Consider the following 24,458-nt stretch of genomic DNA (forward strand, 5'->3'; position numbering starts at 1 on the left):
CCGAACGCGGAGCGTCCGTTGAGGCATTCCCACGCAGAGCGTGGGAACGATCAAAACTGGCTGAAAGTGATTTCAGCGGGTTTTTTTATTGCTCAGGATGATCGTTCCCACGCTCTGCGTGGGAATGCAGCCCGGGACGCTCCGCGTCCACGCCAGAGCCGAACGCGGAGCGTCCGTTGAGGCATTCCCACGCAGAGCGTGGGAACGATCAAATTTTTGCTGTGACGGTCAGGGCCCCATCGCTGGCAAGCCAGCTCCCACAAGTTTTGTGGTTACCACATTGACTGTGGATATCCCGGAACACTGTGGGAGCTGGCTTGCCAGCGATGGCGGCCTGTCCGGCAGCCCACAGCTAAACCTTGGCACTCACCTCACTGCGATTGACCAACGCCTCGAGCGCATCACTCAGGCTCGGCGCCTTGTCGCCAATCAACAGATGCCAGATGCCGCCTTCCAGCGGGCTGATTCCCTGACAGCCCAACGCTTTCAAATCACACTCCGACAACGCCTTGCCATCCGCCAGTTGCAGACGAATGCGGGTCATGGCCACGCAATCGAGTTGCAATACATTGTCGCCACCGCCCAAAGCGTTCAGCCATTGCCGGGCTTCAGATGCCGCCACCGTAGCTGCGGGCGGTGCGTCGACTGCGACTGCCGGGGTTGAGATCAGCGCGCGACCCAGCGCCGGCATGGCCAGGCGAATTTCGTCGGCAATGCTGTCGGCCATCGGCCCGACCACCACTTGCAAACTGCCACCCTTGCCCGGACGCACCACGGCCATGGCACCCAGTGCTTTCAAATCGGCGTCCGAAGCCTTGTTGCGATCAACCATGTCCAAGCGCAGCCGAGTGGTGCAGGCGCCGACGGTGATCAGGTTTTCGGCGCCGCCCAAGGCCTTGATGTAAGCCGCGGCCCGCTCGTTGTCGGCCACTGCGACCTGCGCGGCGCTCGCGACACCTTCACGCCCCGGGGTTTTCAGGTCGAAGCGGCGGATGCAGACATCAAACACCAGGTAATAGATGACGGCATAGGCCAGGCCCACCGGGAACACCAGCCAGCCATTGGTGGACTTGCCCCAGCCGAGGATCATGTCGATGAAGCCACCGGAGAAGGTGAACCCCAAATGGATGTTCAGCGCGTTGGTGATCGCCATCGACAGGCCGGTCAACAAGGCGTGCAGCAGAAACAGCAACGGCGCGAGGAACATGAAGGCGAATTCGATCGGCTCGGTCACGCCGGTCAAAAATGCGGTCAACGCCATCGACAGGAAGATCCCGCCCATGACTTTGCGTCGCTCGGGCAGGGCATTGCGGTACATCGCCAGGCAGGCGGCGGGCAGGCCGAAGATCATCACCGGGAACATGCCGGTCATGAATTGGCCGCCCTTCGGGTCACCGGCAAAGTAGCGCGACAGATCGCCGGTCACCAGCGCTCCGGTGGTCGGGTCGGTGAAGTTGCCGAACACGAACCACGCCATGTTGTTGAGGATGTGGTGCAGCCCGGTGACGATCAGCAGGCGGTTGAACACGCCGAAGATGAACGCGCCGAAGCTGCCGCTTTCCATCATCAGGGTGCCGAAGCCGTTGATACCCTGCTGGATCGGCGGCCAGATGTAGCCGAACACCACGCCCAACCCGACGGCGGCGAAGCCGGTGACAATCGGCACGAAGCGCCGACCGCCAAAGAACGCCAGATACTCCGGGAGCTTGATGTCCTTGAAACGGTTGTACAGCGCGCCGGCCATCAAGCCACTGACAATCCCGGCGAGCATGCCCATGTTGATGCTCGCATCCAGCACCTTGAGGGTGGAGATCATCACCAGGTAGCCAATCACCCCGGCCAAACCGGCGGTGCCGTTGTTGTCCTTGGCGAAACCGACGGCGATGCCGATGGCGAAGATCATCGCCAGGTTGGCGAAAATCACTTGGCCGGCGTCATGGATGATCGCGATGTTCAGCAGATCGGTGTCGCCCAGGCGCAGCAACAAACCGGCAATCGGCAGGATCGCGATCGGCAGCATCAGCGCGCGGCCGAGGCGTTGCAAGCCTTCGATGAAAAGTTGGTACATGGCGGTTCTCCCTGGATTCTTGTTTTTTGTTGTCGAGAGCTCAGCTCAACGGCCAATGCTGATGACAGGCGTGACGCACCGCGCCGGCGCCGCTCAGTTTCAGCAGGCCCTGACTGATGCGCCGACACTCATTGGCGTCGAGGTGACGCACGCGGTCCTTGATTTCGCCGACCTGCACCGGGCTCACCGACAGTTCGCTTACGCCCAGTCCGATCAGCACCGGTGTGGCCAGCGGATCGGACGCCAATGCTCCGCACACCCCGACCCAGCGCTTGTGCTGTGCAGCACCGGCGCAGGTCTGGGCAATCAATCGCAGCAACGCCGGGTGCAGCGCATCCACGCGTGAGGCGAGGCCGGCGTGGTCGCGGTCCATGGCCAGGGTGTATTGCGACAGGTCGTTGGTGCCAATGGACAGGAAGTCCGCGTGTTCGGCCAGTTGTTCGGCCAGCAGCGCGGCGGCCGGGACTTCGATCATCACGCCCAGCTGCGGGCGTTGCGTGAGGCCCAATTCGTTGCACAGGGCGTCGAGGCGCTGGCGGATGTGCAGCAGCTCGTCGACCTCGGTGACCATCGGCAACAGGATGCGGCAGCGCGACAACGGTGAGACGTGCAGCAGGGCGCGCAATTGCTGGTCGAGGATTTCCGGACGGGCCTGGGCCAGGCGAATGCCGCGCAGACCGAGCACCGGATTGGCCTCGGCGGGCAGTGGCAGGTAGTCGAGCTGTTTGTCGCCGCCAACGTCGATGGTGCGGATGATCACGGATTTGTCGCCCATGGCATCCAGTACTGCTTGATAGGCGTGATGCTGTTCGTGTTCGTCCGGTGCGGTGTGGCGATCGACGAACAGAAACTCGGTACGCAACAAGCCGACGCCGTCGGCGCCGTTGGCCAGGGCGTGCGCCGCTTCCTCACTGGAAGCGACATTGGCCGCGACTTCGATGTGCAGGCCATCGAGGGTTTGCGCCGGCGTGTGCGCCTGAGCCTGTTGCTCGGAGCGACGTTGTTGCCGGTCCAATTGAACCTGGCGCACCTGCGCCAAACGCTCGGCGCTCGGTGCCAGTTCGAGGCGACCGCCATCGGCGTCCAACACGACGTCTTGACCCTGTTGCTGAACCAGCAACGACGCGCCCAGCGCGACCATGCACGGCAAGCCTTTGCCCCGCGCAAGAATCGCCACGTGGGAGGTTGCACCGCCTTCGGCCATGCACAATCCGGCTACGCCTTGCTGGCTCAGTTGCAGCAGATCGGAGGGAGTCAGTTCATGGGCGGCAACAATGGCGCCGGGCGGCAAGTCGTAATGCCAGGCTTCACCGAGCAGGGCGCGCAACACCCTTTGCTTGAGGTCGCGCAGGTCGTTGGCGCGTTCGGCCAGCAGAGAGCTGCCCAACTGCTGGAGCACCTCACATTGCGCGTCGATCGATTGGCTCCAGGCGTGGGTCGCGGCAATGCCGAGATCGATCGCATGATGGGCGGCATCGAGCAATGCCGGGTCCTCCAGCAAGGCGAGGTGCGCGGCAAAAATGGCTTCTTCGTCGGTGTGTTTGTGTTTTCTGGCGTGGGACAGGGTGTCGGCGATTTCGCTGTGCACTTGGGCCAACGCGGTGTCGAGGGTTTGTCGCTGTTGCGCTGGATCATTGTGCCCGGCATCCGCAGGCAGGCTGATCGCGCTCAAGCGAAACAACGGCCCGCCGACCAGCCCCGGCGCTGCGCATACACCGTGCAGGACACCCGCTTCAGGCTCGCGGTTGCGCTGCGATGTCGGCACTGGCGCGGCGGCGTGGTGCTCCTCGGCCAGCGCCGTGGACAAGGCAATCAACAAGGCTTGCAGTGCGGCTTCGGCGTCCGGTCCCTGACAACTGACTTGCACTTCGTCCTGCTCGCCGATCGCCAATCCCATCAGCCCGATCAGGCTGTCGCAGTTCGCCGATTTGCCAGCGAAGTGCAGCTGCGACTTGCTCTTGAAGCCTTGCGCGGTCTTACGAATCAGCGCGGCCGGTCGTGCGTGCAGACCACCACGGTGGGCGATATGGATGTGACCGCTCAATACTTCGCCGGCAAGTTCAGCTTCATTCAGTGCACCGGCGCCCTGGCGGCGAATGATGTGCAGCAACGGCTCACCGACCTTCACTGATTTGAGCGTGATGGGGCGCGCCTGAAAATCCTGGCTATTGGTGAGAATCAGCAAACTGACCAGGCTTTTGCACTGTTGCGCGACTTTGTCCTGATCGTATCGCAGCAGTGGCTGGCCGTTGGCGACCCGCGCACCTTCCTGCACCAACATGGAAAAGCCCTGGCCTTGCAGCTCGACCGTATCCAGACCCAGATGCAGCAGCAGTTCGGCACCATTGTCGGCCCGCAGGGTCACGGCGTGCCCGGTGCGTGCGACGTGCACCACAACACCGGCACACGGCGCGTGTAGGGTATCGTTCAGCGGATCGATGGCAATCCCGTCGCCCATGGCGCCGCTGGCGAACACCGCATCCGGGACTTTGGCGAGCGTGAGCACCGGGCCGCTGAGCGGGGCGCTGAGGGTCAGCTCTTTATTGTTTTTGTGCATGGCTCGGTCTCATCAGGAAGTTCAAACGTTCCCCTGTAGGAGCGAGCCTGCTCGCGATGGTCGCCAACGATTACGCTGGGAACCTGACACTGCGCGGCGTTCTCAGGTCCATCGCGAGCAGGCTCGCTCCTACAAGGAATCTCTTAATGCGTGCGCGTGACTTTGCTCAAGTGCCGCGGCTGGTCCGGGTCCATGCCGCGAGCGACGGCCAGGTTGGCGGCCATCACGTAGAAACTCTGGATCGCCAGAATCGGATCAAGGGCCGGGTGCTCTGCGCGGGTCAGGGTCAGGTCGCGTTCGAGCACGTCATCCGGGGCGGCGAGCAATACGCGGGCACCGCGTTGGCGCATTTCCGTCGCCAGGCTCAGCAAACCGGCCTGCTCGGCGCCCCGTGGGGCAAACACCAGCAGCGGGTAGTTGTCGCCGATCAATGCCATCGGGCCGTGACGCACTTCGGCGCTGCTGAAGGCTTCGGCTTGAATGGCCGAGGTTTCCTTGAACTTGAGCGCGGCTTCCTGGGCAATGGCGAAACCGGCACCACGGCCGATCACCATCAAGCGCTGACAATCGCGCAGGGCCTCAATGGCCGGGCTCCAATCCTGTCGTGCGGCATCGCGCAAGCCTTCGGGCAAGGCTTGGCCGGCGTCGAGCAATTCGCTGTCCTCTTTCCAGTGGCCGATCAACCGCGCGCTGGCGCTGAGGGTGGCGATGAAACTCTTGGTGGCGGCGACGCTGCTTTCTGTACCGGCCAACAACGGCAGGCTGAATTCGCAGGCGGCTTCCAGCGGCGAGTCTGCGGCGTTGACCATCGATACACTCAACGCGCCGCGTTTGCGCAACAGGCGCAGGCTGTTGACCAGATCGGGACTTTGTCCCGATTGCGAGAAGGCGAACGCGACCTGGCCGCTGACCTTCAACGGCGCCTGCTGCATGGTCACCACCGACATCGGCAGCGACGCCACCGGAATGCCCAGCAGTTGCATGGTCAGGTAGGCGAAATAACTGGCCGCGTGATCGGAGCTGCCGCGAGCCACGGTCATGGCCACTTGCGGCGGCTGGCGGCGCAGGCGACCGGCGATCTCGATCATTTGCGGGTCGAGTTGCTGCAGTTGGGCTTGCACGGCCTCGAACGAGGACAGCGCCTCCTCAAGCATTTTTGAAGTCAATGTCTTCTCCTTCGACCATGACGGCGGTCAGTTTCAGTGAGCGATCCAGCCGCACGCAGTCGGCCCAGGCACCCGGTTGCAAGCGCCCGCGGTCGGTGATGCCGAGGTAGTCGGCGGGGAATTGCGACAGGCGTTGCGAAGCCTCGGCGATCGGCAAGCCGATCTTCACCAGGTTGCGCAGGGCCTGATCCATGGTCAGCGTGCTGCCGGCCAGCGTGCCGTCGGGCAGGCGTACACCGCCCAGACATTTGGTCACGGTATGGCTGCCGAGCTTGTATTCGCCGTCAGGCATGCCGGCGGCGGCGGTCGAGTCGGTCACGCAATACAGGCACGGGATCGACCGCAGCGCGACGCGGATGGCGCCGGGGTGCACGTGCAGGAGATCGGGAATCAATTCGGCGTATTTGGCGTGGGCCAATGCCGCGCCGACGATCCCCGGTTCGCGGTGATGCAACGGGCTCATGGCGTTATAGAGATGGGTGAAACTGCTGGCGCCGGCTGCCAGTGCGGCGACGCCTTCCTCGTAACTGCCCAGTGTGTGGCCGATCTGCATGCGGATGCCACGGGCGCTGAGAGCACGGATCAGCGCATCGTGACCGGCGATTTCCGGGGCGATGGTGATCACCCGGATCGGCGCCAGCGCCAGATACGCTTCGACTTCGGCCATCAGCGCGGTGTGGGCGAAATTCGGTTGCGCTCCCAGTTTGCCGGGGTTGATGTACGGGCCTTCGAGGTGCACGCCGAGGACCCGGGCGCTGCCTTCTGGCCGCTGCTCACAGAACTCGCCGACGGCTTTGAGCACGCGCAAGATTTCCTCGCTCGGCGCGGTCATGGTGGTGGCCAGCAACGATGTGGTGCCGAAACGCACATGGGTTTTGGTAATGGTTTCGAAGGCCGGCGCGCCCTCCATGATGTCTTTGCCACCACCGCCGTGTACGTGCAGGTCGATGAAACCCGGCAGCAGGTAAGCCAGGTCATTGTCTGCCGGATCGCAGGGTTCGCCTTCGATGGAGACGACCTTGCCGTGTTCGTGAACCAGCCGGCCGCGAACCCAGCCTTGGTTGGTGAGGATGTTGTCTTCGGACATGTCGGAATCTCGTTGTTTGGCGGCAGCGGTGGGTCAGCGACGCAGCTCTGCGACAAAGTCGTAGTAGTCGTTACGGCAATAGGTGTCGGTGACTTCGATGGGCGTGTTGTCTTCGAGGTAGCCGACCCGGGTCATCAGCAACATGGCGGTGCCAGGAGCAATGCCCACCAGTGCGGCGAATTCGTCCGAGGCGTTGATCGCCTGAATGTGCTGCAACGCGCGCACGATCGGTTTGCCGATGCCGTCGAGGTATTCGTAGAGGGAGGCACCCACTGCCTGCGGCTTGGGAATGATCGAGGCGGGCAGGGTGCTCATCTCGATGGCCATGACCGTGTCGTCGGCTTTGCGCAGGCGCTTGAGGCGCGCGACTTTGTCGTTGGGTGACAGGCCGAGGCGGATCAGTTCTTCGTGGGTGGGCAGGGTGATTTCCCGTTCCAGCCATTGCGAGCCGGGTACGAAGCCCTTGAGCCGGAGCATTTCGCTGAAGCCCGACAGGCGCGACAACGGTTGTTCCAGGCGTGGTGTGATGAACGTGCCGGAACCCTGGTTGCGGCGGATCAGGCCTTGTTCGAGCAGCACTTCCAAGGCTTTGCGTGCGGTGACACGGGAAATGCCGAGCATTTCGCTGAGGTTGCGTTCCGACGGCATCGCCTGTTCGGCTTTCCACTGGCCGGCATGGATCGCCGTTTCCAGATTGCGCGCCAGTTGCAGGTACAGCGGCGTCGGTTGAGTGTCGTCGGGGCGCAGGGCCTGGAGGTCGTTCATGTTTGGCTGTCCGAAACGTATGTAGGAATTGTCGCTCGGGTGTGCCGGAAAACTAATACCACTTGCATACCATGTCAACGCACTGGCCAGGCTTTGGACGCAGCTAAGCGGGCCTGGACGGCCGAGCAGACCAGGCGTTGGTATCAAGTGGTATTAGGGGTGGGAAATGGAGAAGCAAAGATCGCAGCCTTCGGTCGTTCCTGCAGGAGCAAATGGTATTCACCCTGCAGGAGTTGCCGAAGGCCGCGATCTTTTGAATTTATTTTTCGGGGGCGACCGATGGTCGTCGGAATTACGGGCGGATTTCGATCATCGTGCCGTCCGGCACCAGGTTCCAGACTTCGCGCATGTCCATGTTGCGCATGGCGATGCAGCCGTCAGTCCAGTCCAGGGTGTGGAACAGTTGTTCAGGGTTGTCTTCGGTGTCCGGAGTGCCATGGATCATGATCATGCCACCGGGATCGACACCTTCGCGTCGCGAACGGGCCGAGTCGCTGATGTTCGGGTAGGAAATGTGCATCGCCAGGTTGAATTTTTCACTGGTCTTGCGCCAGTCGAGCCAATAGAAACCCTCTGGCGTGCGTTTGTCGCCTTCCATCAGTTTCGGTCCCTTGGGACGTTTGCCCAGGGAAATGCGATAGGTCTTGATCGGCTTGCCGTCATTGATCAATTGCAATTGATGAGCGGACTTGAGAACCAGAACTTTCTCGATGACCTTGCCGTTCAGGGTTTCCACGGCAGAAGCGTGGGACACCGAGATAACCGACAAACAGAACAGGGCAAGCAACCAGCGCATTGAAACGATTCCCCAGAGAGGTGTCGCGACTATTTATTTATAGATGTTTTTGTAGGGAGCTGCCGCAGGGCACGATTTGCAGCGGCTACGAATGATACCAAAGTGGCATCAACTAATGGCAGGCTGAACAAGCGGCGGGATCGATTCGGACCGTACGGGGTAGACCTCGGTCCGCCGATCAGCGAAGAAGCATTCTAAGGTACGGCCCACCGTGCGAAAAGCCAGCTCGTCCCATGGAATGTCCGCTTCGTCGAATAGTTGCACTTCCAGGCTCTCGGGACCGGCGGCAAAGTCCAGGTCCGCCAGTTCGGCGCGGAAAAACACATGCACCTGGCTGATGTGCGGCACATCGATGAGGGTGTAGATGCTCAGGTTGCGCACCCGGGCGCAGGCTTCCTCGGCGGTTTCGCGGATGGCGGCCTGTTCGATGGTTTCACCGTTTTCCATGAAGCCGGCGGGCAGCGTCCAGTAACCGCGACGCGGCTCTATCGCGCGGCGGCAGAGCAGGACCTGGGTGCCCCAGGTCGCGACGCAGCCGGCGACGATGTTGGGGTTCTGGTAGTGAATGGCCTGACAACTGTCGCAGACAAACCGCAGGCGCGAATCGCCTTCGGGAATGCGTTGGGTCACCGGGTTGCCGCACTGACTGCAAAATTTCATGCTTGGGTTCCTGAATGCTGCGCCTATCTTGGCGTGCGACGGTGTCTGTCGGCAAGTTGTCGTTTCGCGACACGCCACTGTCCGGGGGGTTGGGCGACCGCAGCGATTGGTGCATGATGCAGCGTAAGGCACAGATCGAGAACACTCATGCTGGACGAGCTACTGCATCGGGTAAGTAATCACACACCGCGTACGCTGGAGACTGACCTGCGTTTCCCCGAGGCCGCCGTACTGGTGCCTATCACCCGCAGTGACGAACCGGAACTGGTACTGACCCTGCGCGCCAGCGGCCTCTCGACCCATGGCGGCGAAGTCGCTTTTCCCGGCGGTCGTCGCGATCCTGAAGACCCCGACCTGATTTTCACCGCCCTGCGTGAAGCCGAGGAAGAAATTGGCCTGCCACCGGGACTGGTCGAAGTGATCGGCCCGCTGAGCCCGTTGATCTCCCTGCACGGCATCAAGGTCACGCCTTATGTCGGCGTGATCCCGGATTTCGTCGAGTACCGGGCCAACGATGCGGAAATCGCCGCGGTGTTCAGCGTGCCACTGGAATTTTTCCGCAAGGACCCGCGCGAACACACCCATCGCATCGATTACCAGGGGCGCAGTTGGTACGTGCCGAGTTACCGCTACGGCGAGTACAAGATCTGGGGGCTGACGGCGATCATGGTCGTCGAGTTGATCAATCTGCTCTATGACGCGAAAATCAGCCTGCACCAGCCACCCAAAAGCTTCATCAATACCTGAAGCCATCGTTCGAATGGCCGGAAACGCGGCTGCCTGAGCTGTGAGGAAACCACAATGAAATACCGCCTGGGCGACGCCCGAGTCGAAACCCATCCACAGAGCTGGGTCGCACCCAATGCCGTGCTGGTGGGCAAGGTCAAACTGGAAGAGGGCGCCAACGTCTGGTTCAACGCCGTGCTGCGCGGCGACAACGAATTGATCCTGATCGGCAAGAACAGCAACGTCCAGGACGGCACCGTGATGCACACCGACATGGGCTATCCACTGACGATCGGCACCGGCGTGACCATTGGCCACAATGCGATGTTGCATGGCTGCACCGTGGGCGATTACAGCCTGATCGGGATCAACGCGGTGATTCTCAATGGCGCGAAGATCGGCAAGAACTGCATCATCGGCGCCAATTCGCTGATCGGTGAAGGCAAGGAAATTCCCGACGGTTCGCTGGTCATGGGCTCGCCTGGCAAAGTCGTGCGCGAGCTGACCGAACCGCAGAAGAAAATGCTCGAAGCCAGTGCTGCACATTACGTGCACAACGCTCAGCGCTACGCCCGCGACCTTGTCGAGCAGGAAGAATGACGGTTAGCGAACGCCCGGTGGCATCGCCCTGCGTGAGCATCTGTGCGCTGGACGACGATGACATCTGCACCGGTTGCCAGCGCACCGTCGAAGAAATCACCCGTTGGAGCCGCATGGACAACGACGAACGCCGCAAGGTGCTGGGGTTGTGTCATGAGCGGGCCAAGGCCAGTGGATTGGTGTGGATGTTGCCGACTAAATCCGATAGCTGAATGGTGTGGGCTTTCGTGGCGAGGGAGCTTGCTCCCGCTGGGCTGCGAAGCAGCCCCAATCCATCTGGTATAGCCCGTTCATTTCAGGGCCGCTTCGCGCCCCAGCGGGAGCAAGCTCCCTCGCCACAGGTTATTTGTGTACCGAAGATGAAGTACCCTGTGCACAAAATTGACAGGTACTACTGCTCCCATGCTCTTCCTGATCGCCTACATCAGCAGCGTCGTGCTGATCAACTACGCCTTTTCCACTGCGCCACACCTGGACATCATCTGGTCGGCCTGGGGCGGGCTGGTGTTTGTGTTGCGCGACATGGTGCAAACCCGCTTCGGCCACGGCGCGATTGCAGCGATGCTGGCCGCGCTGGTGCTGTCTTATGTCACGTCCGATCCATCCATCGCCTTGGCCAGCGCTACGGCGTTCGCGGTGTCCGAATGCATCGACTGGCTGGTGTTCAGCATCACCCGGCGCCCGTTGCATGATCGCCTGTGGATAAGTTCGGCCCTGAGCATTCCCCTCGATACCTTTATCTTCTTCGGCATGATCGACGCGCTGACGCCAGGGGTGATCATCACCGCGCTGGGCTCGAAGTTCGCCGGCGTCACGGCCGTGTGGCTGATCATGGCCTGGCGTCTGCGCAAACAGGCTGTCGTCAGCTGAAGTTCATGTAAAATGCCGCGCTTTCTCCCCATGGGAAGCGCGCCAGCCGTCGCATCCCTCGATGATCCGCTCCTTGAGGACCTTCAGATGACCCGTATCGGAACTCCATTGTCGCCCACCGCGACCCGCGTATTGATGTGTGGCTGTGGCGAATTGGGCAAGGAAGTGGTGATCGAGCTGCAACGCCTGGGTGTTGAAGTGATTGCCGTCGACCGTTACGCCAACGCGCCGGCCATGCAGGTGGCGCACCGCAGCCATGTGATCAATATGCTCGATGGCGCGGCCCTGCGTGCCGTGATCGAAGCCGAGAAGCCGCACTTCATCGTGCCGGAAATCGAAGCCATCGCCACCGCGACCCTGGTCGAGCTGGAATCTGAAGGTTTCACCGTGATCCCGACCGCGCGCGCCGCGCAGTTGACCATGAACCGTGAAGGCATCCGTCGCCTGGCCGCCGAAGAGCTGGACCTGCCGACCTCGCCGTACCACTTCGCCGACACCTTCGAGGATTACCGCAAGGCGGTCGAAGACCTCGGTTTCCCGTGTGTGGTCAAGCCGGTCATGAGCTCGTCGGGCAAAGGCCAGAGCCTGTTGCGCAGCGCCGATGACGTGCAGAAAGCCTGGGATTACGCCCAGGAAGGCGGGCGTGCCGGTAAAGGTCGGGTCATCATCGAAGGCTTTATCGATTTCGATTACGAAATCACGCTGCTGACCGTTCGCCACGTTGGCGGCACCACCTTCTGCGCGCCGGTCGGCCACCGTCAGGAGAAGGGCGATTACCAGGAATCCTGGCAGCCTCAAGCCATGAGCCCGATTGCCCTGGCTGAATCCGAGCGCGTTGCCAAAGCGGTGACTGAAGCCTTGGGTGGCCGTGGTCTGTTTGGCGTCGAGTTGTTCATCAAGGGCGATCAAGTGTGGTTCAGCGAAGTCTCGCCGCGCCCGCACGACACCGGTCTGGTGACGCTGATCTCCCAGGACCTGTCGCAATTTGCCTTGCACGCCCGGGCGATTCTGGGTCTGCCGATCCCGTTGATCCGTCAGTTCGGCCCATCGGCCTCGGCGGTGATTCTGGTGGAAGGGCAGTCGACCCAGACTGCTTTCGCCAACCTCGGCGCAGCGTTGAGCGAACCGGATACCGCGTTGCGTCTGTTCGGCAAGCCTGAAGTCAATGGCCAGCGCCGCATGGGCGTGGCACTGGCGCGCGACGAGTCGATCGAAACCGCTCGCGCCAAAGCAACCCGTGCTTCGCAGGCGGTGGTCGTAGAGCTGTAAAAACCGCACTCACGGGCCTATACCTTCTATGGGCTCGCCGCAATTTACTGTAGGAGTGAGCCTGCTCGCGATAGCGATTTCATAGTCGACATTGATGTTGGCAGGCACTCCGCTATCGCGAGCAGGCTCGCTCCTACAGGGGTTGTTGATCGTTTCCCCTTCATCAAAGCTCCAGGCCTGTACCCCATGAATTCGCAAAGCATCATCGTCCCGAAAATCTCCACGCTGCCGGTGCACGAGCCCCGGGCGCGGGCGATTGTGCGTTGGCTGGTGCGCAAGAACATCATCCACGAAGAACTGACCACCTGCGGTCGTACCGGCAATCGCATGGCCCATGCCATCGGCGACGGTGCGCGCGCGGTGGTGCTGCATCCGGAAGCCTTGCCGTTCGGTGAGCCGGTCAACGGCCTGGAAATCGTCACCAAGCGCTGCATCTATACGCCGGCCAAGGGTTTCCTTGAGGAAGCGGGCTGCGCCGAATGCCGCAAGGAAATTGGCGAAGCACTGTTCGAAAGCCTCGAAGACTGGATGCCAGGGCGCACCGACAACTTCACCTGCCCCGAATGCGGGCACGAAGACGATATCAACGGCTTTCTGTTTTTGCAGGAATGCGCTTTCTCCAACCTGGGTTTCATCTTCAATAACTGGGCTGAAGCCGGGTTCAAGCAGAGCTTTCTCGACGAATTCGCCGATTGGCTCGATCAGCCGGTGAGTTGGGTCAAAGTCGAACTGTAGGTGCGGTTGATCCAACGTGCACCCTTCTGTAGGAGCAAGGCTTGCCCGCGATGGCGCCCTTAAGATCGCCATCGCGGGCAAGCCTTGCTCCTACGGACAATCGTTCGGCCGAACATCGCAAGCGGCCCTGGTTCTCGGAGAATTTCGGTTCTGCAAGCCCCGTCGATCACTGCATCGATAATAGACAGAGTTTTACATTGAACCCGAAGGGGTGTCTGACTATAATGGCGCGCTTCCATTTTCCCGCTCGGGAGCCCCCGCGATGCTGCGTATCAGCCAAGAAGCTCTGACATTCGACGACATTCTCCTAGTGCCCGGTTATTCCGAGGTGCTTCCTAACGAAGTCAGTCTCAAGACCCGCCTTACCCGTGGCATCGAACTCAATATTCCATTGGTTTCTGCCGCCATGGACACCGTCACTGAAGCCCGTCTGGCGATTGCCATGGCTCAGGAAGGTGGTATCGGCATCATCCACAAGAACATGACCATCGAGCAGCAAGCTGCCGAAGTGCGCAAGGTCAAGCGTTACGAAGCCGGTGTGGTCAAGGACCCGATCACCATCGACGCCGACGCCACCGTGCGCGAGCTGTTCGAACTGACCCGCATGCACAACATCTCCGGCGTTCCGGTGCTGCACAATGGCGACCTGGTCGGCATTGTCACCTCCCGTGACGTGCGTTTCGAGAACCGTCTGGAAGCCACTGTCCGTGAAGTGATGACGCCTAAAGAGCGTCTGGTCACGGTCAAGGAAGGCGCCGACAAGAACGATGTGCGTGAACTGCTGCACAAGCACCGCATCGAGCGCGTGCTGATCGTCGACGACAAATTCACCCTCAAGGGCATGATGACCGTCAACGACATCGAAAAAGCCAAGGCCTACCCGCTGGCCAGCAAGGACGATCAAGGTCGTCTGCGCGTTGGCGCTGCGGTCGGCACCGGTAAAGACACCGGTGACCGCGTAGCTGCCCTGGTCAATGCCGGCGTTGACGTCGTCGTGGTCGACACGGCTCACGGTCACTCCAAAGGCGTGATCGACCGCGTTCGCTGGGTCAAACAGAACTTCCCGGAAGTGCAGGTCATCGGCGGCAACATCGCCACCGGCGCTGCCGCCAAGGCCCTGGCCGAAGCCGGCGCTGACGCAGTCAAGGTCGGTATCGGCCCTGGCTCGATCTGCACCACCCGTATCGTCGCCGGTGTCGGCGTGCCGCAAATCAGCGCCATCGCCAACGTCGCCGCCGCCCTTGAAGGCACTGGCGTGCCGTTGATCGCCGACGGCGGCATCCGTTTCTCCGGTGACCTGTCCAAGGCCATCGTGGCCGGTGCTTCCTGCGTGATGATGGGCTCGATGTTCGCCGGTACCGAAGAAGCGCCGGGCGAGATCGAACTGTTCCAGGGGCGTTCGTACAAGGCTTATCGCGGCATGGGTTCGCTGGGCGCCATGTCCCAGGCTCAAGGTTCCTCCGACCGTTACTTCCAGGACTCTTCGGCAGGCGCCGAGAAACTGGTGCCGGAAGGTATCGAAGGGCGTGTGCCTTACAAAGGCACCCTGAGCGCGATCATCCACCAACTGATGGGCGGCCTGCGTTCCTCGATGGGTTATACCGGCAGTGCCGACATCGAAGAAATGCGCACCAAGCCTGAGTTCGTGCGGATCACCGGCGCTGGCATGGCCGAGTCCCACGTTCACGACGTGCAGATCACCAAAGAAGCGCCAAACTACCGCGTAGGTTGAGCCTTCAAGCAACAAGTTAAGCAACCGGGGCTGTTTTATTCAGCCCCGAGTTGTTTCTGAATCACGACTGTTTCTGAATGACTTAGACGAGACTGAATCATGGCCCTCGATATTCACGCTCACCGTATCCTGATCCTCGACTTCGGTTCCCAGTACACCCAACTGATCGCCCGTCGCGTGCGTGAAATCGGTGTGTACTGCGAACTGCATCCGTTCGACATGGACGAGGATGCGATCCGCGAATTCGCACCTAAAGGCGTCATCCTCGCTGGCGGCCCCGAGTCGGTCCACGAAGCCAACAGCCCTCGCTGCCCGCAAGCCGTGTTCGACCTGGGCGTGCCGGTCTTCGGTATCTGCTACGGCATGCAGACCATGGCCGAGCAACTGGGCGGCAAGGTTGAAGGTTCCGAGCTGCGTGAGTTCGGTTATGCCCGTGTCGACGTGGTCGGCAAGAGCCGCCTGCTCGACGGCATCGAAGACCACATCGACGCCGATGGCCTGTTCGGCCTCGACGTGTGGATGAGCCACGGTGACAAGGTCACCAGAATGCCGGAAGACTTCCACATCCTGGCCAGCACCCCGAGCTGCCCGATCGCCGGCATGTTCAGCGATGAGCGTCGTTACTACGGCGTGCAGTTCCACCCGGAAGTGACCCACACCAAGCAGGGCGGCCGCATCCTGTCGCGCTTCATCCTCGACATCTGCGAATGTGAAGCCCTGTGGACCCCGTCGAAAATCGCTGAAGACGCCATCGCCCAGGTTCGCGCCCAGGTCGGCACCGACAACGTATTGCTCGGTCTGTCCGGCGGTGTCGACTCCTCCGTGGTTGCCGCGCTGCTGCACAAAGCCATCGGCGACCAGCTGACCTGCGTGTTCGTCGACAACGGCCTGCTGCGTTTGCACGAAGGCGAGCAAGTGATGGCCATGTTCGCCGAGAACATGGGCGTCAAGGTGATCCGCGCCAATGCCGAGGAGCAGTTCCTCAACAACCTGGCCGGCGAAGCCGACCCGGAGAAGAAGCGCAAGATCATCGGCCGTACCTTCATCGACGTGTTCGATGCCGAATCCTGCAAGCTGGACAACATCAAGTACCTGGCGCAAGGCACCATCTACCCGGACGTGATCGAGTCGGCTGGCGCGAAAAGCGGCAAGGCGCACGTGATCAAGTCGCACCACAACGTGGGCGGCCTGCCGGAAGAGATGAACCTGAAACTGGTCGAGCCACTGCGCGAACTGTTCAAGGACGAAGTCCGTCGCCTGGGCCTCGAGCTGGGCCTGCCGTACGACATGGTCTACCGTCACCCGTTCCCGGGCCCGGGCCTGGGCGTGCGGATCCTCGGTGAAGTGAAGAAGGAATACGCCGACCTGCTGCGTCGCGCCGACCACATCTTCATCGAAGAACTGCGCAAGGCCGACTGGTACCACAAGGTCAGCCAGGCATTCGTGGTGTTCCAGCCGGTGAAATCGGTTGGCGTGGTCGGCGATGGCCGTCGTTACGCCTGGGTCGTGGCCCTGCGTGCCGTGGAAACCATCGACTTCATGACCGCGCGTTGGGCACACCTGCCTTACGAACTGCTGGAAACCGTATCCGGCCGCATCATCAATGAAATCGAAGGCATCTCCCGCGTTACTTACGACGTGTCGAGCAAGCCGCCAGCGACCATTGAGTGGGAGTGATCCCACGCCGTTTCTGACGGCTTGATCGCAAGTTAAAGGCCGTGTGAACCCTGTTCGCACGGCCTTTTTGCGTTTCAGACACCGGGGAGTCGAACGGGGGCCAAGCCCATCCTATGCAGCGCTGAACTCAATCCCTCGGTAGTTGCAAAACGTCGTCCGCTGATCTCCCAGGAATCCCGTTCGATGTAATAGCCGCCTGCATCATGTTTGATGGGCGTGCGAACGAGTTTCCCCCAGGTCACGATGCCGTTGTTGGTGACGGTTCTGCTGCGATGAACCAGTATGGGTTCACCGGTACTGGTGCTGAGGGTGTACATGCCAGGCCTGGGCAGGCCATCCTCCAGTCTTTGTGCAAGCACCACGCTTGGCGGCGTCGGGATTTGCAGCAACAAGTCATTTTTGGCGAACCCGGGCGGCTGTCCCGGTCGTGGCACGTCGGACACCCCCGGGTCGACCTTGATGCCGCTGAGCTCGTCCGCGCCGACACTTTCAATACGCAGGCCGATGCTGCCCTCAAGTTCGCTGACACCCGCTACCCCGCCATAGGTATTGGCGTGGCTGTTCCCGACCAACGCCACCCAGCGATGAGCGCCTCTGGCCGCCTGGTCGGCGCTGATGACCTGTTGGGCGAAAAAATTCATCATTTTTTGCCGGAAGTGGATATCGGCCCCCTGAATGCCGGCGCTGCGGTAACTGGCCAGGCAGTCGATGGCTTGCACGCGGATACGGTTTTGTTGCGCTGCCCTGACCACCTGTTCAAACGTGAATTGTTTGCTCGGGTCGGTCGAGAAACCAGCATCAAGATCCTTGAGATAACGTTCCAGATCCTCGGACATTACCCCGGTGCGGTTGAACGCATCGAGATCCGCTTGATGGAAATCGGTGAGCAGATGCTCCATGTACAGGGTTTTGACTTTTTGTTTTCGCAGCACGCTCATGTTTTCGATCAGAAACTGTTTGCTGCCCACGCTGGAATGACCTTCACCGATGACCAGGCTTTGCGAGCGTTTGAAAATGATTTTGATGATGTCCTTGAACCTGGCATTCGCAACGAACGACGGGATCGCCGGCCTGGGTGGCAACTGGGGTTGCGGCAGGGAATAAAACGACACGGCGTCGTCGTATAGCCTTCGGCGCAGTCTTTTGAAGGCTTCCAGCTCATCGGCCGGCTTGTTGGGATTGATAAAGCCGTCCTTCAAATCTCCCTTTGCCTCCGAACCATTGGCTGCCTTTTTGAGGGCTGGCTTGATGTCCTGTGGCACATCGTATGCCGTCGCGGGGGCATCAAAGTCCGGAAGGGCCGGCTCGGCCCTGGCGAACAGATCGGAGAACCAGCCACCACCCGCCAGACCGGGACGCGTAATCGGCACCCAAGCACCCGTTTCATCCAGGTACACCGGTATGTTGCGGTAAAAGGAGTGGGGATTGACCGGGTCAATGATTGTCCAGCCATTCAGTTCGTTGCTGTAGCGGACCTGATAGAAACTGTCATCGATGGCAATGTAATTCCCCCCTGTTTCAGGCTGATAGATACCTTGGAACTTGCCTTCTTCGCTGACGGGAGAATAGCCGTCGAGAATCTCGTTGGTTTCAAAAGGAGCCAACAGGCCGGTATCTCCCGGGGTGGAGTGGATGGATTCGATGGGCAGTTGCACCGGAGGGCTCGGCGACTTCATATCTTCCCCGGGCGTGATTGCTGCTTCTGCTTCCGCTTCGGCTTCCGCTGCTTGGGCGAACTCGCTTGCCCCTCTCAGGAACGGCAGGTTGAACAGGATGTCCACGCTGCCAAGGATGGCGCCTTTCACTGCAGCCTTGCGTTCGGCCTGGGTCGTGGCGTTAATGGCTTGATCGATGTGCAGGCCGACATTGGCAATGCCCGCGCCTATGACCACCAGCGCCGCTGGCCATGCCGCTGCGGCCATCGGCCCAAAAACGCGATTGAAAGCGTTGAGATAGCCGATCCACAGCTTTTTGCGCAGCTCTGCATTGGAGTGCAGCAGGTAAACGGCGTCGCTCAACATGCGCTCATGGGTGGACTGGCTCAAATGGGTGAAAGCATCGCCGTTGATTATCTCGCCACGGTAGTGAAGCAAGTGGTGGTCGTTGGCGGTGTTTTCATCCGGTAGCACGTCGTACTCATGGGTGAGGCCGACGTTTTCATATTCGGTGTTCTCCAGGAAGTGGATGATCAGGCCAACGCCGGTGAAATTGGCGAGCTTGTGCCCCAACGACGTGGGCTTTTCCTGCTCGATGTCGCGCTCTTGCTGTTTGAAATGCATGAGCATGCGTTCACGGCCTTCGGCGTCCTTGACCTCATTGACCAGCCATTCGTGCAACGCCTCGACGTTATGGAAGGCGTGAAAACCCTGGGCTTCGCCTGGAACGTAGAGAATGTTCAGGTCACTGCCGTCAGTGATGCTGAACATGTCCGTCGACACGAACTCGTCTATGCAGAATTTGCGAATCGTCAGACCATTGCCGGCGGGTGATTCGTCCAGCAGCATCTGCCGGGTCAGCGGTCTGCCCAGATTGCCGGCGCAGGCGCTGAGCACCAGGGTGAAGTGCTCACCAGACAGATGTCCGTGTTCGTAGTCTTCAATGGCCTTGGCGATGAACGTGCATTTGGCCAGCGCGCGGAAGTTGGCGCTGTGTTTTTCCCAGAACGCCGCGACGGCGGTTTTGTAGCGATCAGCGAAATTGATGTCCCAGAAGGCTTTCAGCACGTCGCTGGCATGCAGGCGCACTTCGTTGTTTTCATCGTAACTCTCGGCATCGTCACCCACCCGGTAAAAGCCGCCGTAGAGATCCAGCAGGTCGGCATTGTCCTGGTCATGGACGCTGAAGCGTTGCATGACCAATTGCGGGAAGGTCATGGATTCCTTGGGTTTTTCCAGAATGTGCTGCCAGCCGGTAAAGGCCCTGGAGCTGCTTTGGGCACCATGGAACCGGTGCCACCAGACCGTGTCCGGTGTGAGGTCGGTGATGTGATAGCGAATGAGGATGTCCTGGGCGATCTGATACGCCATGGCGTACAGGTCGGGGCAGTCGTCGACCAGTTCGGGGATCAGGGCTTGAAGCGCCAACCCGTCGGCAGAGTTGAGCAGCGTGATTTCTTGAGTATCGTCCATGATATTTTCATCGAAGAGGTGGTAAGGCCGCTCACTGTCTCAAGGAGCGGCGTTTTTCATTGTGCAGGCTGCTGGTTAGCGCTCGGCCTGCTCATGAGGGCTGTGGGCGAGCGTTTCCCAGTTTCCTTCTGAATCCAGGCGAACCGGGATCGAGTCCGAGAGCGTCGTCGGGTGTTCCGGGTCGATGATGGCCCAGTTTCCTGCGCCGCTGAGGTCCGTTTCGTAGCGTACGTAGTAAGGTTTGTCGTCCAGCATGATCGCTGTCGAAGGGACGGAGTCGAGCTGGTAAATACCCTGGTACTTTCCGGGTGTGCTTTCGGGCGTCATGCTCTCGAGCAGCTCATTGGCCTGCCAGTTGTCCGGAATGACCGTTCGTTTCGGCGCTCCAGCCACATTCGTGAAGGCTTCACTCAGCGTTGCCGCGCTCTGTGCCTCGCCTTTGAGTACCGTCTGAGTGGCGCCCGCTTGAGACAGTTCCCCGGGGCTCTCGGGGGCAGGCCAACCCATGAGCTTCATGCCTTTGGACGCCAGCCGTTGATTGAGTGTGTCGAGGCTATCGAAAGGCTGGAAATCGAAGTCCGGCCAGACAGGGGACGCCAAGGTGAATTGTCCATCAGCCATTCTCTGGAGGGTGGTTTCGGCAATTTGTGCATTGGCATCGCGATAGATAAGTTTGATGGTGCTGTTTGAGCGCTGGAACGTGTACATGCCCGATTTTGCCAGCAGTGTTTTCAGTGCTCTTGGGGGGCGATAGGCCCAAGGGGTTTCGACGGGCACACGCCATTGCGCAACCACCAGATCTTGCTCGGCTCCGGGGTCGTTCAGCCCCTCTTCGACGTTGTAGACCGGGGAATCCGGATAGTCGCTGTACTCCAGTGCCAGGCCGGGATCGGATGTTATGGCCTGCGCCGATCCCGGGACTAAATCATCTACGCGCAGACTCACGGCGTCCGTCTGCTCACTGATACCTGCATAGTTTCTGAATGACGTCAGGTTTTCCCGATCGACCAATGCGATCCAACGACCGGGGCCACGCGTCGACTCATTCAGTTGAATCACTTCGCTGGCGAAAAAACTCCTCGCCATTTGTTGTTGTGGCTCCAGGTTCACATGTCCGTTGATGTTGTAAGTAATCGCACAGTCGATGGCTTGAACCCTGACCTTTTGCGCATTGGCGGCTTTGACCAGGGACAGGACATTGAATTTGCCCTCGGGGTCGTTGCCTGCCTTCAGATCAAGTGTCGTCAAGTAGGTTTCGAGATCTTGCGGCATCTGGCCTGTTCGCGCGAAGGTGTCCAGATCGATTTGATTGGCGTTAGTCAGAAGCTCCTGCAAGTAAATAGTCTTCAACCCACGCCTGGCGAGCTCCGGCATGTTTTCGATAAGAATTTGTTTGCTGCCGATACTGCCTCGTGTCTCGCCCAATACCAGGCCAGGTTTTTGTGCGAACGCCGTTTCAAACAGTTCCGTTTGGCTACCGATCACCGTGGGGGAGGACGCCCTTGCGCGGTAGGAGGCCGGATTAGCCTGGTAATAGTGTTCGGCATCTGCAATCAAGCGCGCTCGTGAGGTGGCCTGGCGCTGTGCGAATCGACTGACACGGACCTGCTCGCCAGCGGCATTGCGCACGGTCACATATTCATCGGGACCGCCGAGCGCCCATTCCCGCATGCCGGGTGTCTCCAGTTTTTTTACATAGGTTCCTGGCGTTTGTGCCCATGCCTGGGCATCGGGTTGGCTGCTGACACCTTCAGTCCCGTCGGGCGGTGTCTCCATTCCGCCTCTAAGACCTGTTCGAGGCGCGAGTTCCCATTGACCTTCGGCGTTCAGTCGCACGGGTATCGAAGAGGTGAACCCGTCGGGGTTCGCCGGATCAATGATCGCCCACGTACCCCCACCGTTGACATCAGCTTCGTAACGTACGAAGTACTCACTGTTATTGAGGCGGATTGCAGTCGACGGATTCGAGGACAGGCGATAGGTTCCCAGGAACTTGCCGGGGGTCCGCACCAGGTCTTGCTCATCGAGCAGTATCGGGATTTTGTAGTTTTGCGGTGGCGACTCTACAGCGGCTGTCCCTGTCAGATCGTTGTTCTGTGCTGTCCGGCGAGGATCAATCAACTCTTCTGCCTGAGCATCGAACAGTTCGGTATCAGCGCCTGGATGCGCTTGCGGCGTGTCGGGCACTTGCACCGCTTCGCCCACCTCGGCGTCCACTTCGGCGCTGGCTTCCAGCAACGGTCCTGTACCTTTGAGAAACGGAAGGTTGAACAGGGTGTCGATGCCACTGAGGACCGCGCCGATGATGCCGGCTTTACGGTCCTGGCGGGTCTTGCCGTTCACCGCCTGATCGATGTTCAGTCCCATGTTGGCCAGACTGGCACCAATGACTGGCAGGGCCACGGGCCAACCGACGACGGCCATCGGCCCGAAAACCCTCACGCCGGCACTCAGGTAGCCGATCCACAATTTCTTGCGCAGATCGCTGTTGGAGGTAAGCGACAGGCTGGCCTCGGCGAACATGGCTGCCTGGGTTGAGTCGGTCAGCCAGCGGAAGGCATCACCACGGATGATCTGATTTTTTGCATTGATCAGATGATGATCCTGCTTGCCCCAGGTGCTGACCAGGCGGTTCATGATGTCCGGGATGTTGTCGGAAATCAGTTGCCGATCCGCCAGGCTGAAGTGGCTCAGGAATGTCTGTCGGGTCGGGTTTCTGTTCATTTGCAGCAGCACCCAGAAATGCATGTCCATGGGTGTTTCCAGCACCTGGAATGACTTTGTGTCACCGGGGAGGTAGAGAATCTGTCTGCCTTCGGGACCAACGATGCGCAGAATGTTGTTGGCGACGTAGCCCGCCATGTCCAGTGTGCGAATGGTTGAGCCGCCGGTGATCGAGTAATCGCTTTTCAGCATTTGCAGGCTGGCGGGGGAGGTGACCGGGCCGCAGGTGGCGTGGATAACCTGCCGCAGGTTTTCATCGCTCAGCTGTCCGCCTTCATTGGCCTCCAGCGCTTTGACCAGAAAGGTGCATTTGGCGAGGGCCTGGAAATCGACCGACGAAGTGTTCCAGAACGCCTTGAGTCTGGCGGTGTAAAGCGAGCTGAAATCGAGGTTCCAGAAATACTTCAAGACGTCATTGCCATGCAGGCGAACTTCGTTGGTTTCATCGAAGTCTTCGGCTTCCGGGCCAGCGGTGTAAAAGCCGCCATAGAGGTCCAGCAAGTCAGCGTTGTCCTGATCGGTGGCGCGGAACCGGTGGATCACGAGTTGCGTCAGCGTGGTGGATTCGTGGGGTTTTTCCCGAATGTGTTGCCAGCCGGTAAACGATCTGGAACTGCTTTGCGCCGCTTTGAATCGGTGGAAATAAATGAGGTCCGGGTCGAGGCCGGCAACGCCTTGTTGCTTGAGCAGCTCGCTGGCGACTTCGCTTGCCATGTCTTGCAGGCCCGGGCAGGACAGGATCACCTTGTTGGCAATGGCCTTGAGCGTTGCTTTGTCTACTGCGTTGGACAACGGACGGGATTCGGTTGAGTTCATCAGCTCTCGTTCCTTGAGAAAAAGTGAGCTGAAGATGCCCCTTACGCTCGAGCAATGTGCACTACATAGTTACGCCCGTTTGCGATTCGATTTCCGGTAGGCGCCAGTCTTTACCTCGTTCCGTTTCAGCCTGAATGTCCGATACCGCGCTGCGTCTATCCGCCGCGCCGCCCTTACTGTTTCTCATCCGCAGGTGTATCGTATTCGCCTTTTGCGGGCTTGGGCCTGCCGCGTTCAAGTGAGGTAGTTGAGTTCATGTCCTTTACCCGTCGCCAAATCCTCGGTGGCCTGGCCGGTCTTGTTGTCGTTGGCGTGGGGGCCGGTGGCGCGTCGCGCTATTGGTTGGGCAAGATGGCCGATGCGGACGCGGGCCACGACTATGAGTTGATCGCTGCACCGCTGGACGTCGAACTGGTGCCCGGCCACCAGACCCAGGCCTGGGCGTTCGGCCCGTCGGCGCCGGGCACCGAGTTGCGCGTACGTCAGGGCGAATGGCTGCGGGTGCGTTTCATCAATCACCTGCCGGTGGCGACCACCATTCACTGGCACGGTATCCGCCTGCCGCTGGAGATGGATGGCGTGCCCTACGTCTCGCAGCTTCCGGTGCTGCCGGGCGAATATTTCGACTACAAATTTCGTGTCCCGGATGCCGGCAGCTACTGGTATCACCCGCACGTGAACAGCAGCGAAGAACTGGGGCGCGGGCTGGTCGGCCCGCTGATCGTCGAAGAGCGCGAACCGACCGGTTTCAAATACGAGAAGACCTTGAGCCTCAAGAGCTGGCATGTCGACGAGGTTGGCAATTTCGTCGAGTTCAGCATCCCCCGGGAAGCGGCCCGGGGTGGCACGGCAGGACGCTTGTCGACCATCAATGGGGTTTCGCAAGCCGTGATCGAATTGCCCGCCGGGCAGATCACCCGCGTGCGTTTGCTGAACCTCGACAACACCCTGACCTATCGCCTGAATATTCCTGGCGTCGAAGCGCAGATCTACGCGCTGGACGGCAACCCGATCGAGCCACGGCCGCTGGGCAAGGAATACTGGCTCGGCCCCGGCATGCGCATTTGCCTGGCGATCAAGGC

The 24,458-nt window shown here is 60.4% G+C and carries 18 protein-coding genes; 9 read left to right on the forward strand and 9 right to left on the reverse strand.

What is annotated here, in order from left to right:
* Positions 1 to 352: 352 nt before the first annotated feature.
* The 7 genes from nagE to D8U18_RS18060 form a co-directional block, all read right to left on the reverse strand.
* A complete protein-coding gene (nagE, locus tag D8U18_RS18030) occupies positions 353 to 2,068 on the reverse strand; it encodes an N-acetylglucosamine-specific PTS transporter subunit IIBC (RefSeq protein WP_130907472.1) in 1,716 nt (571 codons plus the stop codon).
* A gap of 40 nt (positions 2,069 to 2,108) precedes the next feature.
* Positions 2,109 to 4,625, reverse strand: coding sequence for a phosphoenolpyruvate--protein phosphotransferase (ptsP, locus tag D8U18_RS18035; protein WP_131108120.1), 2,517 nt, complete (start codon positions 4,623 to 4,625; stop codon positions 2,109 to 2,111).
* 143 nt (positions 4,626 to 4,768) lie between these two features.
* Entirely contained in the window at positions 4,769 to 5,791 is a 1,023-nt protein-coding gene (locus tag D8U18_RS18040; RefSeq protein ID WP_131108121.1) for an SIS domain-containing protein, read from the reverse strand.
* Positions 5,772 to 6,878 carry an N-acetylglucosamine-6-phosphate deacetylase gene (nagA, locus tag D8U18_RS18045; protein WP_130905801.1) on the reverse strand — a complete coding sequence of 369 codons (1,107 nt, stop codon included), beginning with the start codon at positions 6,876 to 6,878 and terminating at the stop codon, positions 5,772 to 5,774. Before nagA ends, D8U18_RS18040 begins: the two co-directional genes overlap by 20 nt.
* Positions 6,879 to 6,911: 33 nt before the next feature.
* Complete coding sequence (locus D8U18_RS18050; RefSeq protein ID WP_056855192.1) at positions 6,912 to 7,643, reverse strand: GntR family transcriptional regulator; 732 nt, start codon at positions 7,641 to 7,643, stop codon at positions 6,912 to 6,914.
* Between the two features lie 292 nt (positions 7,644 to 7,935).
* Positions 7,936 to 8,439, reverse strand: coding sequence for a L,D-transpeptidase family protein (locus tag D8U18_RS18055; RefSeq protein ID WP_056855194.1), 504 nt, complete (start codon positions 8,437 to 8,439; stop codon positions 7,936 to 7,938).
* A gap of 108 nt (positions 8,440 to 8,547) precedes the next feature.
* The gene (locus D8U18_RS18060; RefSeq protein WP_056855195.1) at positions 8,548 to 9,099 is read right to left on the reverse strand and encodes an NUDIX hydrolase; all 552 of its coding nucleotides are present in this window, start codon (positions 9,097 to 9,099) and stop codon (positions 8,548 to 8,550) included.
* Positions 9,100 to 9,246: 147 nt separating this feature from the next.
* On the opposite strand from D8U18_RS18060, the gene D8U18_RS18065 reads away from it, so the two are divergent.
* From D8U18_RS18065 to guaA, 8 genes are all read left to right on the forward strand, one after another.
* Complete coding sequence (locus D8U18_RS18065) at positions 9,247 to 9,846, forward strand: CoA pyrophosphatase (protein WP_056855196.1); 600 nt, start codon at positions 9,247 to 9,249, stop codon at positions 9,844 to 9,846.
* A gap of 54 nt (positions 9,847 to 9,900) precedes the next feature.
* Positions 9,901 to 10,425 (forward strand): gamma carbonic anhydrase family protein, encoded by a 525-nt coding sequence (locus D8U18_RS18070; RefSeq protein WP_047538150.1) that lies wholly within the window; start codon positions 9,901 to 9,903, stop codon positions 10,423 to 10,425.
* Positions 10,422 to 10,637: a DUF1289 domain-containing protein gene (locus D8U18_RS18075; protein ID WP_130905800.1), complete on the forward strand. Its 216-nt coding sequence runs from the start codon at positions 10,422 to 10,424 to the stop codon at positions 10,635 to 10,637. The genes D8U18_RS18070 and D8U18_RS18075 overlap by 4 nt, the downstream gene beginning before the upstream one ends.
* 190 nt (positions 10,638 to 10,827) lie before the next feature.
* A complete protein-coding gene (locus D8U18_RS18080; protein ID WP_056855198.1) occupies positions 10,828 to 11,295 on the forward strand; it encodes a VUT family protein in 468 nt (155 codons plus the stop codon).
* 87 nt (positions 11,296 to 11,382) lie between these two features.
* The gene (gene purT, locus D8U18_RS18085) at positions 11,383 to 12,564 is read left to right on the forward strand and encodes a formate-dependent phosphoribosylglycinamide formyltransferase (RefSeq protein WP_130907469.1); all 1,182 of its coding nucleotides are present in this window, start codon (positions 11,383 to 11,385) and stop codon (positions 12,562 to 12,564) included.
* A 186-nt stretch (positions 12,565 to 12,750) separates the two neighbouring features.
* The gene (locus D8U18_RS18095; RefSeq protein WP_130905798.1) at positions 12,751 to 13,299 is read left to right on the forward strand and encodes a sugar ABC transporter ATPase; all 549 of its coding nucleotides are present in this window, start codon (positions 12,751 to 12,753) and stop codon (positions 13,297 to 13,299) included.
* Positions 13,300 to 13,561: 262 nt separating this feature from the next.
* Complete coding sequence (gene guaB / locus D8U18_RS18100; RefSeq protein ID WP_056855201.1) at positions 13,562 to 15,031, forward strand: IMP dehydrogenase; 1,470 nt, start codon at positions 13,562 to 13,564, stop codon at positions 15,029 to 15,031.
* Between the two features lie 99 nt (positions 15,032 to 15,130).
* On the forward strand, positions 15,131 to 16,708 hold the full coding sequence (gene guaA / locus D8U18_RS18105; protein WP_056855202.1) for a glutamine-hydrolyzing GMP synthase: 1,578 nt from the start codon (positions 15,131 to 15,133) through the stop codon (positions 16,706 to 16,708).
* 74 nt (positions 16,709 to 16,782) lie between these two features.
* On the opposite strand, the gene D8U18_RS18110 is transcribed toward guaA, so the two are convergent.
* Positions 16,783 to 19,836 carry a membrane-targeted effector domain-containing toxin gene (locus tag D8U18_RS18110; RefSeq protein WP_131108122.1) on the reverse strand — a complete coding sequence of 1,018 codons (3,054 nt, stop codon included), beginning with the start codon at positions 19,834 to 19,836 and terminating at the stop codon, positions 16,783 to 16,785.
* 75 nt (positions 19,837 to 19,911) lie between these two features.
* Positions 19,912 to 23,376, reverse strand: a complete 3,465-nt coding sequence (locus D8U18_RS18115) for a membrane-targeted effector domain-containing toxin (protein WP_131108123.1) — start codon at positions 23,374 to 23,376, stop codon at positions 19,912 to 19,914.
* A 255-nt stretch (positions 23,377 to 23,631) separates the two neighbouring features.
* Here D8U18_RS18115 and D8U18_RS18120 point away from each other — a divergent pair.
* On the forward strand, positions 23,632 to 24,458 hold an 827-nt coding region (locus D8U18_RS18120), incomplete at its 3' end, for a multicopper oxidase domain-containing protein (protein ID WP_153189114.1).

Source organism: Pseudomonas sp. Sample_10 (genome assembly GCF_004321495.1).
Taxonomy (GTDB): Bacteria; Pseudomonadota; Gammaproteobacteria; order Pseudomonadales; family Pseudomonadaceae; genus Aquipseudomonas.

Excerpts from the sequence above, each read along its gene's own strand:
- D8U18_RS18080 (WP_056855198.1), top strand. The coding sequence starts at position 10,828 with ATGCTCTTCCTGATCGCCTACATCAGCAGCGTCGTGCTGATCAACTAC.
- ptsP (WP_131108120.1), bottom strand. The coding sequence starts at position 4,625 with ATGCACAAAAACAATAAAGAGCTGACCCTCAGCGCCCCGCTCAGCGGC.
- guaB (WP_056855201.1), top strand. The coding sequence starts at position 13,562 with ATGCTGCGTATCAGCCAAGAAGCTCTGACATTCGACGACATTCTCCTA.
- D8U18_RS18075 (WP_130905800.1), top strand. The coding sequence starts at position 10,422 with ATGACGGTTAGCGAACGCCCGGTGGCATCGCCCTGCGTGAGCATCTGT.
- purT (WP_130907469.1), top strand. The coding sequence starts at position 11,383 with ATGACCCGTATCGGAACTCCATTGTCGCCCACCGCGACCCGCGTATTG.
- D8U18_RS18110 (WP_131108122.1), bottom strand. The coding sequence starts at position 19,836 with ATGGACGATACTCAAGAAATCACGCTGCTCAACTCTGCCGACGGGTTG.
- D8U18_RS18070 (WP_047538150.1), top strand. The coding sequence starts at position 9,901 with ATGAAATACCGCCTGGGCGACGCCCGAGTCGAAACCCATCCACAGAGC.
- D8U18_RS18055 (WP_056855194.1), bottom strand. The coding sequence starts at position 8,439 with ATGCGCTGGTTGCTTGCCCTGTTCTGTTTGTCGGTTATCTCGGTGTCC.
- D8U18_RS18060 (WP_056855195.1), bottom strand. The coding sequence starts at position 9,099 with ATGAAATTTTGCAGTCAGTGCGGCAACCCGGTGACCCAACGCATTCCC.
- D8U18_RS18050 (WP_056855192.1), bottom strand. The coding sequence starts at position 7,643 with ATGAACGACCTCCAGGCCCTGCGCCCCGACGACACTCAACCGACGCCG.
- D8U18_RS18095 (WP_130905798.1), top strand. The coding sequence starts at position 12,751 with ATGAATTCGCAAAGCATCATCGTCCCGAAAATCTCCACGCTGCCGGTG.
- D8U18_RS18065 (WP_056855196.1), top strand. The coding sequence starts at position 9,247 with ATGCTGGACGAGCTACTGCATCGGGTAAGTAATCACACACCGCGTACG.
- nagE (WP_130907472.1), bottom strand. The coding sequence starts at position 2,068 with ATGTACCAACTTTTCATCGAAGGCTTGCAACGCCTCGGCCGCGCGCTG.
- nagA (WP_130905801.1), bottom strand. The coding sequence starts at position 6,878 with ATGTCCGAAGACAACATCCTCACCAACCAAGGCTGGGTTCGCGGCCGG.
- D8U18_RS18115 (WP_131108123.1), bottom strand. The coding sequence starts at position 23,376 with ATGAACTCAACCGAATCCCGTCCGTTGTCCAACGCAGTAGACAAAGCA.
- guaA (WP_056855202.1), top strand. The coding sequence starts at position 15,131 with ATGGCCCTCGATATTCACGCTCACCGTATCCTGATCCTCGACTTCGGT.